Source organism: Rhodohalobacter sp. 8-1, assembly GCF_038150125.1.
Taxonomy (GTDB): Bacteria; Bacteroidota; Rhodothermia; order Balneolales; family Balneolaceae; genus SW132.
The window spans coordinates 17,167-32,223 of record NZ_JBBVMF010000023.1 but is presented as its reverse complement, the minus strand read 5'-3'; the positions used below and the strand labels follow the sequence as shown (position 1 = coordinate 32,223).

The 15,057-nt window shown below is 42.2% G+C and carries 9 protein-coding genes; 3 read left to right on the top strand and 6 right to left on the bottom strand.

Annotated elements, in window-relative coordinates; translation table 11 throughout:
* Positions 1–1,642 precede the first annotated feature (1,642 nt).
* Both AABW11_RS17220 and AABW11_RS17215 read left to right on the top strand, forming a co-directional pair.
* On the top strand, positions 1,643–2,830 hold the full coding sequence (locus tag AABW11_RS17220) for a glycosyltransferase family 61 protein (protein WP_340106384.1): 1,188 nt from the start codon (positions 1,643–1,645) through the stop codon (positions 2,828–2,830).
* A gap of 20 nt (positions 2,831–2,850) precedes the next feature.
* Positions 2,851–3,957 (top strand): glycosyltransferase family 2 protein, encoded by a 1,107-nt coding sequence (locus AABW11_RS17215; RefSeq protein WP_340106383.1) that lies wholly within the window; start codon positions 2,851–2,853, stop codon positions 3,955–3,957.
* Positions 3,958–4,245: 288 nt separating this feature from the next.
* Here the strand turns inward: AABW11_RS17215 and AABW11_RS17210 are convergent, their stop codons facing one another.
* The 6 genes from AABW11_RS17210 to AABW11_RS17185 all read right to left on the bottom strand — a co-directional run bounded on the left by AABW11_RS17210 (position 4,246) and on the right by AABW11_RS17185 (position 13,097).
* Entirely contained in the window at positions 4,246–6,579 is a 2,334-nt protein-coding gene (locus tag AABW11_RS17210; RefSeq protein WP_340106381.1) for a BNR-4 repeat-containing protein, read from the bottom strand.
* Positions 6,580–6,598: 19 nt separating this feature from the next.
* Positions 6,599–7,585: a hypothetical protein gene (locus AABW11_RS17205; RefSeq protein ID WP_340106380.1), complete on the bottom strand. Its 987-nt coding sequence runs from the start codon at positions 7,583–7,585 to the stop codon at positions 6,599–6,601.
* 869 nt (positions 7,586–8,454) lie between these two features.
* Entirely contained in the window at positions 8,455–9,219 is a 765-nt protein-coding gene (locus AABW11_RS17200; RefSeq protein ID WP_340106379.1) for a hypothetical protein, read from the bottom strand.
* Between the two features lie 130 nt (positions 9,220–9,349).
* Positions 9,350–10,525, bottom strand: coding sequence for a polysaccharide pyruvyl transferase family protein (locus AABW11_RS17195; RefSeq protein WP_340106378.1), 1,176 nt, complete (start codon positions 10,523–10,525; stop codon positions 9,350–9,352).
* Positions 10,526–11,160: 635 nt separating this feature from the next.
* Complete coding sequence (locus tag AABW11_RS17190; protein ID WP_340106377.1) at positions 11,161–12,099, bottom strand: hypothetical protein; 939 nt, start codon at positions 12,097–12,099, stop codon at positions 11,161–11,163.
* Between the two features lie 464 nt (positions 12,100–12,563).
* On the bottom strand, positions 12,564–13,097 hold the full coding sequence (locus AABW11_RS17185) for a hypothetical protein (RefSeq protein ID WP_340106376.1): 534 nt from the start codon (positions 13,095–13,097) through the stop codon (positions 12,564–12,566).
* 282 nt (positions 13,098–13,379) lie between these two features.
* Here AABW11_RS17185 and AABW11_RS17180 point away from each other — a divergent pair, with 282 nt between their 5' ends.
* Positions 13,380–14,975 carry a hypothetical protein gene (locus tag AABW11_RS17180; protein WP_340106375.1) on the top strand — a complete coding sequence of 532 codons (1,596 nt, stop codon included), beginning with the start codon at positions 13,380–13,382 and terminating at the stop codon, positions 14,973–14,975.
* Positions 14,976–15,057 lie beyond the last annotated feature (82 nt).

The following is a 15,057-nucleotide window of genomic DNA, read 5'->3' as shown; positions in this document are numbered from 1 at the left end:
AACAACATTTCCAGCAAAAAGAATAAGAAATCACATAAAATTGGTGAAAGCTTTTTCTGTATCAAAGATGACCAAAGAAAGTATAAATTTCTTTTACGTAATAACTGAAATGTTTTGGTTAGGTGGATTAATCAATTGACCACCACTCGTTTTCTTATCACACTACGTTTACTAAAGTGCATTCTTAATTATTCTGCTGTAGCAACATTAGCTGCTGATAATCCGGCTCGGCAGAATCAGAATAAAACCTGGATAAACATGTTTCTTCTATAATTGAGAGGGTGTCATCAATTTGCTTTTGTGTAAGCTGATTCTTCCATTTTGAAAGCTGAGCATCGGCATCTTCTTTTGCCTTTTCTTTTACTGAAGAGGAGGGCTTATCCAGAGTTTTTAAAAAATCCTTATTTACATCAGCTCCAAGTGCAGTGCAAATTCTACTGAGTTCTGATTGACTTTGTGCTATCAGCTTTTCATAGGGTACAAGCGTCCATGGGTGCCGGTTGGAATGGATGAGCGGCAGATAGTGATCCAGTCACCACATAAGAGTAAGTGCTTCAGTTTTTGTCGATATACGATTTATAACCGGGGCAAAAGTGTTTTGAACAGAATCAGGAAGATGATCAATTTGTACTGTAGGAGATGCGACTGAATCTTTGATAACGTATTCCCAGGTCCATTTGTCCCATTGTCCGAATCGCATCATTGAATTTACCACTGCACATGGATGCCGAATAATGAAAATGATCCCTCGGACATCAAACTGTTCTGCAAACCAGGGCAGCATCCGGTTAATTCGACAGAACTTAACGAGAAGCTTATCTCTTTGACTATGTTCAATAATGCGTCCTGAAAAAGTTTCTGCATCGAATAACCACCGGGCGGATTGATCCATTTGTCCTTGAAGTACACGAGTTAAAAATTTTTTCTGATCAGGCACCAATGTCCGCCGGCGATGTAACTTCGAAGAGTAAACCCATACTTTTTTCGGATTTTCTTTTTGATCAGAGGCTCATTTATCGCTTTGTAACCGTGCAATTTATGCAGCGACTCGAGTAAAAGCGTTGTTCCTGAGCGGGGTGAGCCTGCCAGTACTATGGTATCCTCAATTTTACATGCACCAATTCTTCCCGCTAAAGTAAACGCGGACCTTTGCAGCTTTCCACTTATTCTTCTTAACATGTATGTAAAGAATTTAAGATTTCAGGCGCTTCATGTATCGATAAGAATACAGAACCTCTGCGCTCAGAACAGGTCTTTTTTCAGCTATAAGAAACTATATGATATTATATTAGTAGTGCAAGTAAATTTGCCAATGGTAACAACTGATCTTTGGAACAATAGATATGATTCAGAATGGAAGGAACCAACACGGTAACCTGTTCGAATAATCAAGAAACTTGTAGGATTTATATTGATTGTTAAAAAATGAGATAATCTTCGATATTTGTTTAATGTTCTCCTTTCGAAAAACAGTACTTCATGACTGCCTGCTAATTTGTGATTCATCAGGACTTATCCTAAGTTACTTGTCGCAAAAACGAGTCATAATAACTTATTACAAGATTTGTATTTAAAGTTGACGGAGAGAAGGCATTCTACTACTCATGCTGCTTGATTAATGTCTTGTTGTATAGATAAATTTATGCTTAAAACGCTTTGGGATAAAATCCGGAACTTTCTTATCAGAATAGCCAGAAAAGCTGTAAGAGACCGCCTTCTGTCTCCTTCATGGTTTAACTACAAATGGGTTGAGAAAGAGACCATCCATGAATACATGGATCGAACAGAGCATAGTAAAAAGAAATATGATTATGAGTCGATTCATGAAAAGAAAAAGATAAACAACCCTTTACCACGAAATATAGAAAGACGAAGTGAACTTCCTGATGATCCGGGGTGGTGGGGATATTCATTTTGGGATGTACCGGCCAGGACCAGTGGAGAAACTTTCACGGCAACGCTGCCCGACTGTTGTGTGGTTCCATGCATAAACCCGGACGATAACCAATTCTGGGTTACTATTTTGAACCAGGATGAGCGGTCTCTGGAAATGGATCAGATTACGTTAAGACCATGGAATCTGGATCTGCTTCGATCGAAAAAGCCTTTGGAAGAAACTGAAGAGGCAACATGGTTTCTTGAACGTGTTTTTCGCAATCATTCTCACTGGATTACCTCTCACCTGCCGAAGCTGATTCTTCTGAAAGATCGGGATCAGCTTGAAAATGTCATATTTCCCCCCCCGGAACTCAGAACACCGGTTATTGAGAGTTCTTTTGAAATACTAAATATAGATCCTGACAACTATCGCACGTTTGATTACACCCGTCCCCTTAAAGTGAAGAAACTCACTGTGATTGAAACAGACCGGTTTCGTCCGGAACTTTTACGATCAGTTCGAGATACAGTTTGCACTGCGCAGGAAATCCCACATCGAAGGCTTTATATCAGCAGGGCCAAAGCAAAGCGCCGTTTACTTATAAACGAGGATGAGATTTGGCCTCTTCTTAAACAACTGGGTTTTGAAAAAATATTTATGGAAGATCTGAGTTTTCGTGATCAGATAACCACGATGCAACAGGCTGAAATTGTTGTTGCTCCGCATGGTGCAGCCATCACAAATGTCATATTTTGTTCACCGGGAACGCATGTAGTTGAGATTGCGGATTTAAGTTTTCCGAACCCTAACTTCTATGCTCTCTGTGCAGCCATGGATCATCATTACTGGATTCTCAATGCAAAAAGTGTGGGTGATATGCACCCGCTGGAGAAGGACTTACTAATTGAGCCCCGCAAAGTTCAGTCTGCCGTTCAGAAAATTCTACAATGATTATGCATGGAACGCAGCAAATGAAAATATCTGTGGTCATACCGTGCTATAACGAGGAGCAATATATCGGGCAGGCCATTGGCTCAATAATGGAACAGACCCGGCCGGCAGATGAGATTATTGTAGTTGATGACGGGTCTGATGACCGAAGCACCGAGATCGCAGGAAGTTTTGGCAAGGGAGTGACCATTTTATCCAGCGGAGGCGGTGGTGCTCCTCTGGCGCGGAACATGGGCGCTGAATATGCATCGGGAGATGCGCTGATGTTTTTCGATGCGGATGATGTTTTGGGACCGCACGCCATGGAGGCACTAACTGAACAACTGGAAATGAATCCTGACGGAATAGCTGCCTGTCAGTGGTTTCGCCTGGAAAAAATTAATGGTCTTTGGGTGAAAAGGCCGAGGTCCTGCTCTCCTTTGAGCAGTGAGAAGGATTATCTGGATGGCTGGATAGGGGAGATATACCACCCTCCATGCTCAGTTTTATGGTCTCGTGCTGCATATGAACGTACCGGCGGGTGGGACCAGGAGGTGAGAGTGAATCAGGATGGTGATCTCATGATGAGGGCCCTGGCAGATGGGACTGATCTTCAAATCACCCAAAAAGGTGCCGCATATTACAGGCGCATGCCTGAGGAACAGCTTGGGGCTTCCCAAAGTGCAGGGCGGTTTAAGCGAACAGGCCGGGAATCTCAGATTTATGTAATCCTGAAGGTCATAAAAAAGCTTGAAGAACGGGAAATGCTGGACGACTATCGTCACTCGTTAACTGTTGAACTAAATAAGATATACATGCATTGTAAGGACCTTTATCCGGACCTCGCGAAAGAGTGCAGGCGTGTGATACGGATATACGGAGAACCCGGTTATATTCATTCTGCGAAGGGAATAAAGAAGGGGTTCCGGTCAGCGGTTCGCGCGGGATCTAACCGGGTTGCCGGGTTGCTTAATAAAATCGGTCTGATCGTTTTGCGAGAGTGGTTGTCACGAATTAAAAACAAAATGTTTTCCAGGGAAACTGCTTCAAGTCATGAAGACAGCTCAGATAGTACAACTCCGGCAATTGGTGAAGAGATCAGGTATGGTTTGGAAGCCTGTCAAAAAGCAATCGGTAAAGAGCAGTAGTGATTAGCATTGTTAACACACAAGTGCAATTATTGAGTTATAGAAAGATCTTCTTGACTGAATTCTATAATGATCAGAGTAAAAAAAATTGATCAGGGTAAAAAGCACTGAACAAAAAGTCATGCCGCACCTTGATGCGGCATCTCCCATTCTAGCCTGAACTGTATATCCTGCCGTTGGCGACCTTCTGGCCATTGCGCAGTCAGGAGATGCCACGCAGGGGCGTGGCATGACGATACTGATGATGTACTTAATTCTGGTACGTTCGTTTTGAAAAGTATCATTCACTTATTGAGTGTCAGAAAGATCCTCTTCTTTACCCACTTCAACAAGTAATGCCCCCATCTGTTCAGCTTTGGCTGAAATATTCAGCCAGCTCTTATCCAGCCGTCCTTCGTAAATATGTACAGCCTCTATCCAGCCCTGAAATGGCATTTTATCATTTTCTGGTTCAGGGGCAGTATAGAGGCAGCCCAGATCAGCGGGTGAGAGGTTTGGGTAGTGGGTCAGTGTTTTTTTAACACGGCTCTCCTGTGCATTCAAGCGGGCATATACAGTGCCGTCTTTAAGAATTGAGAGCTGGATAACGGACCGCTCAGGCACAGCAGCGGCATCTTCCCAATCGCGTGTTTTAAAAGCTAAATCGTCAAAAACAATCGATTCCTTTCCTGATGAGGTCAAAAGACGAACTTCCAGTGTGTTGTTTGCTGATTTTCCGATCCAGAATTGAGTTTCGGCCTTCGGTTCACTGCTAAGAATTGCGGCTTCACCTTTTCCTTTTCTGTCGGATGCCCATACGGCAGATATTTCGAATGTAAGAGCAGTTCCCAGCTTTTGTAATGAAAGCTGACCAATACTGTTTTGGGACAGTGTGCCTTTATAGGAAAGAAGGCAGGATGAGGACCGAATCTTGGTATTTGACTTCGTTTGTATGGTTTGATTCTCTGTGGATTTATCACCGTAGTACACATATAGCGTAAGATCTTCATCAGGATTTAGTTCCGCTATCTGCACATAGTATTGGGTATCATTCAGGGTGCCATGGTCTCCTGCAGCAAGAGCCGTATGGTACTCCAGGTAATTAACGTAATGCCCATACTGCCAAAGAACTGGCAGATCCGGGTGCCGGTTAACAGGAACAACCGGTCTGGAGTGAGCCTTGCCCTGGCCTTGCCGGCTGATGCGGGTCCTGTTCCATGTAGAGCCGTTATCGTCCGTTTTATAGCGCCAGATATGACGTGTAAACCCATCTTCAGTGCCATCCGGATTGACAAGTGAAAGATAGACTTGAGACAGATCTACTGTATCTACAACGAATCCACCGGAATATCTTCTCTGTCCGGTTGAAAAAATATTGGACTCGGAATCAATCTTACTTGTTTTCCATTCCTTGCCATCCCAGAAAGCATACCAGTACTCATGAATCTGGTGTGATTTTTTATTCTCTTTTTCACCGGAGTAAACATTAAAAAGCCCGGCGATTCTACCTTCTTCATCAATAGTTATATCATACACCCATGCCTCTCCGGCAGCAGTCGTCCCATCATAGATTTTGGTTGCCTGGGCAGGTGTAAATGGCAGGCAGGAGGCATCTCCAATTAATTCCCCGTCACTTTTGTGATATGTGCCTTTAGAATGATCATAATAGGCATGATAAATAGAGGTTTTGCTCCATTCGTCCGGATGCGCATCTGAAAAAAAGAAGTGGATGTTGTTTCCTTGTTGTGCAGTTACCAGGTATGGAGACCGGTTGGTTTCTTTGATAAACCGTACCGGCTTACTCCAGGTATTACCGCCGTCCCTGGATAAAACAAATGTAGGTTGCCGGCTTATGCCGGACCACGTGGTAAGCGGCCGATATTGGCGCCATATCGTACCGTCGGGCAAAGAATATAAATTTACGTACGAATAAGCCGGGTCGTACACCGTGGGCCGGGTTGTATTTGTTAGTTTGGCCCAAACCCGTTTCGCAAAAAACCAGGGCTTGAAATTAATTCGATTTGCAATCCTTTGCTCCTGGGTGAAAGGAATTTCATTGTTCCAGGAGGTGATATTCTCCGGATGTTCAGAAATACGGCTCCAGCTTTGATCCGTACTGTGTTCGCCATACACGACCAGAATTCGTCCGTCATTACGAATGGTTATAGCCGGATTATTGTGGTCGTCCCACCAGCGTCCTTCTGCACTTTGCTCATGAGATCGCAGCTTATAGTGCTGCCAGCTGTCATTGTTATGGTCGTAGGAACTAATCCACCACCCCCGGTTTGTAGTGTAATAAGCGACATAGGTTTTATCCTGATTTCCGGTATAACGCACAGCCCGCGGGCCGCTCCAGATCGTCCAGACTGCCTGGTCGCGTAATAGTCGCTGGTGGACAACTTGATAAGATGGCAGCCGCGTGGTTCCGTCAGCAGAGGTAAACACGATGTCCCGTCCATCGGGTGAAGCATGCTGCGCCAGGTCGGTCTCGTTGGAAAGATCAATCAGTAAAGGGAAACGGGTAACTTTACCGGGAATATGACGCCTTGAAAGCGTGATTTGCTTTCTTTTTTTCCATTTAGTGTCAAGCCAGGATGAACGTTGGGAATTATATTTCTGCACCGGTTTATTTTTTTTATTCATTGTTACGATTCATCCTTTTTTAAGGGTTTTTCGAAGATGACCCAGGACCAAAATACCCGTGTTCTTCAAGGTTAAGACCTGTTTTTAAGGCGAGTTCCCTGTTACCTGCGGAATAACATTCAAAAACCTGTTGCGTGTATTCAGGCATAAGTTTTATGGTTTTCTCGCCTCCGGTAAAAATCCATTTCGGCAGGGGTATTCCTGCAACACGTTTCCTTTTGTTACGCAGCTGCCATACATCCTGCTCTGACCTCACATTTTTTTTAGTGCCTGATGTTTCATCAAGAATATGTTCAATCGTTTCGGAAGGTGTTCCAAGTCTTCCCAGCAGTGATTCCAAAAAGGCGGCAGGCGTTTGTTTTAACTCTTCATAAGGCAGCATCAGGAGATTACTGTCACCGTATGCATCAGATAGCTGATCATACAATTCGTTGTATTCGAGCAGCATGCCAAATCCGTAGCGAAATCTGTAAGGGGATGTGATATTGCGGATAAGTTTTTTAAAATCTTCCTGGCCGGCTTGGGGATTCCGGTCAGACATTTGGGCATAATGTGAGGCAAGCCAGTGGTCCTGACGCCGTATCATACAGATGAGATGGATCCGTTCGAATCCCCAGTCGCCAGCTTTCTGTTTCATCTCTCTGAAATGGTCAGCAAGCAGCGTGGAGCGGCTTCCCTGCCTCCCGATTCTCTCATCAGAAATGAGCAGATCCTGATCGTTTTTGAGCCAGGCCTGCTGGTCTCCTATCAGATCTTCAAAGATTGTGTCACCAAACTTTTCCCAAATACGAATCGATCTGCTAAAAATATTTCCCAGGCTGCGTTGCTTTGCAGAAAGGTCTTCGATATCCCGGAACATCGTATTTTTTGAGCAGTCCAGGTAATGAAGATGGTGCAGCTTTGAAAAAACGTTGGATTGCAGCCAGGTAGAAGCAGTTTTGGGAATGCCAATGTGCAGGTAAAGTGTTCGCTTTCGATTTCTCGATTTTAGGCAACGATGTTTCATGAATTCTTGAAAAAAGTAGCCGGTGCCAATTCAACAATGGCATAATCACAACCAATTTGGAGAAAAACAAATTGGAAAACAATCTGTTCATTTAACATTTAATCTCAAATTCAGAATTTAATATCTCTTCTATCATGAAGCATTCTAAGTTACAGCAAGTATTACGGCTTCACCTGCAAAAGGGATACTCCCATTATGTTGCAACACTTTTACAAAAATGGTTTTGTCTTCCAGTCCTTATACGGCTTTATACGAATATTGGTTTGTTGTTAAAACCAACGTAACATAATAATTTCAAAAAAGTGTAATTATGTTAAATAGTCAGCAATTTGGTCTGATGAACTTGATAGTACTGCAAAGATGTGTGTATTCCACATTAATTTCTTGTTATATAGACTCCAAAAATTGTCCATCAGGGAATCCATTATTCTACTGTAGTGTCAATAGTCAATTGTCGGTCTGATTATTAAGAATAGTATGTTTATAGTAGTAAATACTTTTTCAGATTCTTCGAAAACTGAAAAGCACAGCTTTCTCAGAATGAAATTACTGATGTAGGAGCGCGGGGCGGCGTGAGGACAGGGCACATATTTGAAACAAGGCATAATACACGCCGCCCCTTCACCCAATTATGCCCTCTGTCATCCCGAGAGAAGCCTGTGTTTTTCAGGCTGAGTGGAGGGATCTGCAAAAAGCGTATACCCATTGCCAAAAAAATAAAACTAACTATTTATCCGACATTTTATACATGACGTAACACTAGTATACAAATTCAGTTAATCGGTAAATGTCATCGTAATTCAATCCAGTAACTTTTAATTTTGTGTACGTCTTAATTTCCGATTTCAATTTTTCAAGCCATGAGATACTCAGCTAGATAATTCGTGTACTTGTTGCTCTTTGATTGTTGCCTGTATTGGGATTTTTCCATTATTTTCCCACAGAATAATTGCTATAGATCCCTCTTTAAAACTTTTTTCAAAATCAAAAACTTCAAGATATACACGTCCATCTATAAAAAGTGCAAAATAATAATTAAAACATACAATTTTGTATTCATACTCCCTGTTTAATTCCATTATAAATTTCTTGCTGCGAATATTGTTCTGAAACTGACCGTTTAGAACTTTATCGAAATAAATTCTGTCATTTTCTTGTCTGAATCTGTATCGGTTATAAAAATCGCGATATCGAAATCCGAATTGCAGTTCCCGGAAACTTGACATTCGCTTCACATAAAATTTCCATTCAAAATTACGCCAAATATGTTCTTCCGGTTTTAAATAGTAATACACCCACTTATCATCTCCGGTAGCTAAAACATTAACATTCAAGTTCCCTGACTCATCCATTTTAATATCATCACCCGGGACTTCATAATTATCAATTTTGGTAATACTTCTACCATCATTTAAAAGTTGCCTGTCTGTCCATCTACTCTGAACTTTTGTCCAGTTTTCTGATTGATAAATCCAGGATGATCGTAAATCCTCCTCACTTGGAGGGTAGAGTATTTCTAATTTCGGGAAACTTGATTTACGGTGCTTTTTAATTGCCAATTGCATTTTAAAACCTTGAGCCTTATCACGTATAATACGCATCAATGTTTTAATTTTTCTTGTAATAATGTTCATCGAATTTTATTGTCAATTTAATCTAAAATTTGTCGGTTGAAGCATTAAAAAATAAAATTCTTTGTATGCTCAAAAGCTTTTTTAACAAGTTTGGACCGAAGAGTGCTATTTCCAATCCCCTTTGGTTGTCTTAGGTAGAAATAATGGATTCAACCCTCTGCCACATGTTTTCCACTTCTTTTTTCTGCTTTGTTGCATGAATTTGCAGCTTATCACGCAACTGTTTGTTTTTCTCGGGAGCAAGAAATTCATTGACCTTATCCGTAATTTTTTTATTACTCAAATTTGGTGATATGAGATATTCTAAACAATCATATGCATCAAAAAGCTCTTCATATTTGTGAGCCCAGGAGCTTGCCAGTGAGGGTGTAGCCTGGCTCAGAGAACTTACGAGAGAATGGTACCGAAAACCGATATTGGCGTAACAAGAGCCCAAATAACCTTTGCTTATGATTCCATCCTCATTAAATACCTTGATATCATTATCAAGTTGGTTAATTAGTTTTTTTACCAAGTTATCATCATTAACCTCATGAAGAATTATGACCGGTTCAAGATCGTTCGCCCTAACTGTCTGTATACATTTTACAAGAAAATCGATATACTGATTGGCTATTTTAGCATCCGTTTTATCCTGCATTCGGGCATTGGGAACTATTGCAACCCTTTTTGACCATATGTCTGAATTTGAAGGTTGAGGGCCCTCAAGTAAATGGGTTACGTCAGGGCATATTTCAAATTTAGCGGAATCAATACCTAATTCTAATATGTAGTTTGCAGAGATAGCTTCCCGGGGAAATATAAAATCAAATAGTTCTAAAAGAATTTTTGCATGTTTCCGAATCTCAGGGTCTTCGAATGGACCAAGTGCCTGTGGCATTAATATCAATTTTATACCTTTTTCACGGAGTTTCTTGTAGTATTCAGCACGTTCTATCATCCGCTTTGGAGGCCACTTATCACCATATGCATATCCAGAACAATCCAAGAGAGCCACTCGATGTCTGGCCTTAATATACCCAAGTTTTCGTAATGTCATTTGAGGCAAGAGTGGAAGAATTATTCCTCGTTTGGCCACCGAAAGAAATTTACTGAAGGATCGTCTCCGAAATATTTCTCCTATTTCATTCTTACTTGGCATTGATGTCAGCTGCGATAATTCGGGTAGATTATTCTGGCCTCTGATTTTAAGATCAGTCGAAATACTGAGTGCATAATGAGGCTCGATTCGCTCTGCAACTGCGCGAAGCGTCAACTCATCTCCTTTATTCTTTAATACTGGTCCTAAAATTTCTACACTTTTCATATTTGTAGGCAATAATTTAATTTGTTTTTAAGAAATCTAGTAATATAGGTAGCGAATGGTACCATCAAATTCCTGAAGTTTGATAGCAGTATTTATTTTCGATTGCAGCAAAAGCGCAGTAAGTATAATTGTCCGGTTTTAATTGCAACCAATCTTTTCATGCGAGATCAAATAAATACTTGAGTTAAATTAAAATATTTTTAGAGATTGTATCCCTGTACCACTCCATATCTTGAGTATTTCTTTTAATTTTTCATGCTATGTTAATCGCGAAGGTAGTACAAAGTCAAATAATTATATTCTAATATGTTCTATCAAATTTGCCCAAAAATCTTTTTAAAAAGAATAGCTAATGGAAGACTAGGAAACGGGAATTGTTTGTTGGGTGAGGGCTCATGGACGTCGAGTAATTGGGGTTCTGAAGGAAGTTCCAAGGCAAGGTCGTATACCGCCGAACAGGAATCAAGTATGGCATTTCTCAAACTCCTGGAACCCCTATGGCCAGCACGCAAAGTTCGCTATGTCTACACCGGCAAATCATATTGTAGACACTCTGAATCCATCGGTCTGTATGTATCCGATAAATCAATTGAGTGTTTACTTTGGAGTAGGGCGTCCTTCGGGTCACCTGGTAGTCAAACAGAACCGTTTTTTGGGGATCTTAAATTTAAATTTGGAAAATCCATGTCTCGGACCCAAGATCTACTGTCAAAGCTAAATAAGTATTCAACATATGCGAGTGCCGATTTTTCAGACCATAAGCCTGAGAGCACATGTGGCCAACGAGTAGCATCTTTTGTATCAGCTATAAAATATGAAGCTTTAAATTGGGCCGGAAATTTTCTAAATCCGAGGGCAGCCATTGCTGCACAACGATGAATTCCTCCATTCGCATTTAAAAAACGATAATATTTCCCCTTGCGCACTATCATCACACCTATGTCTCCGTGATGGCGGTCGTAACCCTCTGTCTTGAGTCGATCGTAGATTTTTTTAAGCCGAGTGAACTCGAATTTTCCCAATTCATCAGATACAGGGCCAAATAGATTTAGCCCATCTTTTTCCCATTGGAGATCGGAGCGGCCATGTTCACGATAATCACTTTTCCTCCAACGCGCCATATTCGCTGAAAGAGATTCTGGAGTTTTCGATTTCCATGGAACAAGAAGGGCGCAATATGGAGGTAGTTGAAGGAATTTTTTCGGTGCCTGTTCAAAACCAGCAAATGCTTCAGCTGCGTTCGTGGGTTGCCACGATTCATAGTAGTGCTTCAGGATTGAGTCATTGTATTGGAGGTTGTTGTTTTGTTCATATTGTTTTAAAGTAGCTACAAAGGGGTGCCATTCATTGGATCCATATCCAAAACCAAGCTCATTCCTGCAGAATTCAATAGGGCAATTGAATGCAACTCGCGTCCCTGTCTGTCGCAGAAGCAATGCTTTTAAAGGGTCATCAATTATTGGTGGGGGTTCCTTGAACTTACCAGTATCTTTTTCAGTAATCCTTTGCAATTCCCAACCCATTTTATGAAGTGCACGTTTACCTGTAGATTTTATAAATTTTGTTAATTTCATAAGTTGAAAACTCTATATCGCTATAATAATTACTACCTAAATATTCCATATAAGGGAGGTGAATAAGATTATAACCCAAAATATATATATAACAATGAGTTAGAAAGATAATAAATAACTGTTAGTAGACCCCTTAAAATGAAAGAAACTTGTCAAAAATCCACGAAAAAAACCACCCCAATTACCCCTTAATTTACCGATGACCGCCTAATCAATTATGGGGGGCTGGTTCCGTTTTCAGATTTTCTGCTGGAAACCCTGAACTTCGGGCAGGCCCTGGCTGAGCATCTGGACCTTGGCTTTGGGGCGAACTGTCAGTATAAAGATTGGCAAATCTTTGGGGTAATCATTTACGGCTATTTATGTGGTCACCGGCAACTGGCCCATTTCGAACAGCTCAGTCGGGATAGCACCGTCCAAAAGCTGTTGGGCTTGAAGGGGCCGATTGATGAAAATACGGTGGCTTAACTGTGCGGGCTACAAACAGTTCGAGCAGCTGGGGCGGGCGACCCGGCAGTTGGCCGGGCGGGTACACGCCGGTTATGAGGAGCCAGTGGTCTTGCCGGCGGAATACACAAATAATTTTGAGACGCTACAAAGCTCCAATTAAAGGCTTTTCGTTTTATATAGCGTAAGTGAGCAGCAAGCAGAGCCGGACGGCTTCCCTGCCTCCCGATTCTCTCATCAGAAATGAGCAGATCCTGATCGTTTTTGAGCCAGGCCTGCCGGTCTCCTATCAGACCTTCAAAGATTGTGTCACCAAACTTTTCCCAAATATGAATCGAACTGCTAAAAATATTTCCCAGGCTGCGCTGCTTTGCAGAAAGGTCTGGGATATCCTGAAACATCGTGTTTTTCGAGCAGTCCAGGAATTGTAAATGGTCCAGTTTCGAAAAAACGTTGGTTTGCAGCCAGGTAGAAGCAGTTTTGGGAATGCCAATGTGCAGATAAAGAGTCCTGGGGTGATGGCCTTGATTTTTATGAGAAACGTTTGCCATGTTCACCGGTTGAATGTCTGACACAATTATTTAAATTTGAAGAACTTTAAACCTTGATGCTAATAAAGATTTTTTATCTGTGAGGGAATTTTTTTCAAATATTATTTAAAAATAGGGCCCGCAGGATTAAAACAGTTCAAATAATAGCTAATTAAATATAATTATTGAAATTATTGCCGGAACATTGGGCCGGAGTGCTCGTTCTCTGTTATCCGTTATCTCAATTTATGCGGACGTTGGCAACGATGGTAAGATCATCTTCAGATAAAAAAAGATAGGTATATGAATAATGATCACCCGGCTCTTGATGAACTTGCACCTCTCAGTCCTGACGAGCTTTACAGGCAATGGGTTCTCACTCCTGAAGGAGATGATGGTGTTCACGGGTGGAGAAAATATTCCCTGCACGGCTGGCAGCTATCTGCTCATCCGGATGCCTATGTCTGTGAATTACTGTCTGCAGAGGGGGACTCTCTTGGGTGGCTGCTGGAACCACTGGCTTACCTTTCCGCAGATGGCGGCATTGTTCCAAAGAAGAAGTTGACTCTGCCGGTAAGCAAAAATTCTGATGTCGCGGAATTTGAGCGGGCCTTTTATGGCCGTGACTCTGCCGGGTATAGTGACGGTACCGGGATTATGGGCCCATGGGTGGCCATTATCATCGGCGGGCCGGGTGGTGCATCTATCAGCAGGGTGTATCTTGGAGCTTCACATTCTATTGTCTACCATCCGCAGAAACGTGTTGTTGCGACATCCCATAATCTTGTGCCCGGTATTCAGCGAAACGAAGAGCTCAGTTTGGCTTACGATTGCCTCAACAGGAAATCTTATTTCTCATTTGGTTTAACTGCCTTTCAAAGTCTATACCGGCTTCTTCCCAATCACTACCTGGATCTTGATACATTTTTGTCTGAAAGACACTGGCCTTCCGGAGCACTGAAGCCAAAACATGTTGGTAAAGAAGGGGCGGCTGCTATGGTAGACCATGAGCGGCGTTTTCTTGATGCCCTCTCTTCTGAATACAATTCGTTCAAAGTTTTTGCTTCAGCCGGCCGTGATTCCCGGGCGGTACTTTCCATGCTCAGGCCTTTTGTGGCAGACGGTGCCGATGTTATACTTTCTACATCCGTCGGATCTGATCTTGAGTCGCAAACGGATCTGTATGTTGCGCGACGGCTGGCTCGAATTACCGGACTGCCACATGAAGTGAAACGGAATACAAACAAAAATAGCGGCAATGAAGATTACATGAGGCGTGGATTTGTTCGAATAGGAGAGGCAGCTTCATCTCCCGGTTTGTTTTCCTCTCCCGGTGTTCACCAAAGAAAGCCTTTCGATTCAAATGCACGTTTTAACCTGGCGGGAATGGGCGGTGAAACAGGACGGGGACCTTTCTGGAAAAAAGGTGTTCCCAGTGAACCCCTGACTCCAGAATTTCTGATGGAAAAAGTTAAAGCACCTCTGGATAATGCTGAGGTTAAAGCTGCGACTACCAAATGGTTAAATGAGATTCCGAGTGAATTCCGTGAAAAAAATGCTGATGTGCTTGATCTGGCTTACATAGAACAGAGAATGGGGTGCTGGCAGGCGCCAATGTCATATTTATCCGGCGGGATGATCAATCCCGGTGGGCTGAGTCGTCAGAGTACAAGCCCTATGGCAGAGGCATTCTGTTATGAAACGATGCTTCGCCTCCCGGTTGAATACCGTGCAGCAGGCGTACTTCAACGTGATATGGTTGCCTATGGCTGGCCGGAGCTGCTTTCTGACATTCCATTTAATGAGCCCACCCGGTTACTTCGCCTTCGCAGGTTCATCAGTAGAAGCGTAAAGAATCCGCGCGTTATTTTTGGAGCTATCAGAAGCCGCCTCAGTTAATAACGGGTTTATAATGTTGATCAGAGATTGGGTTACTGAAATATGCAGTAAGAAATTTTTCGTACTTCGCTATCCTTAACCC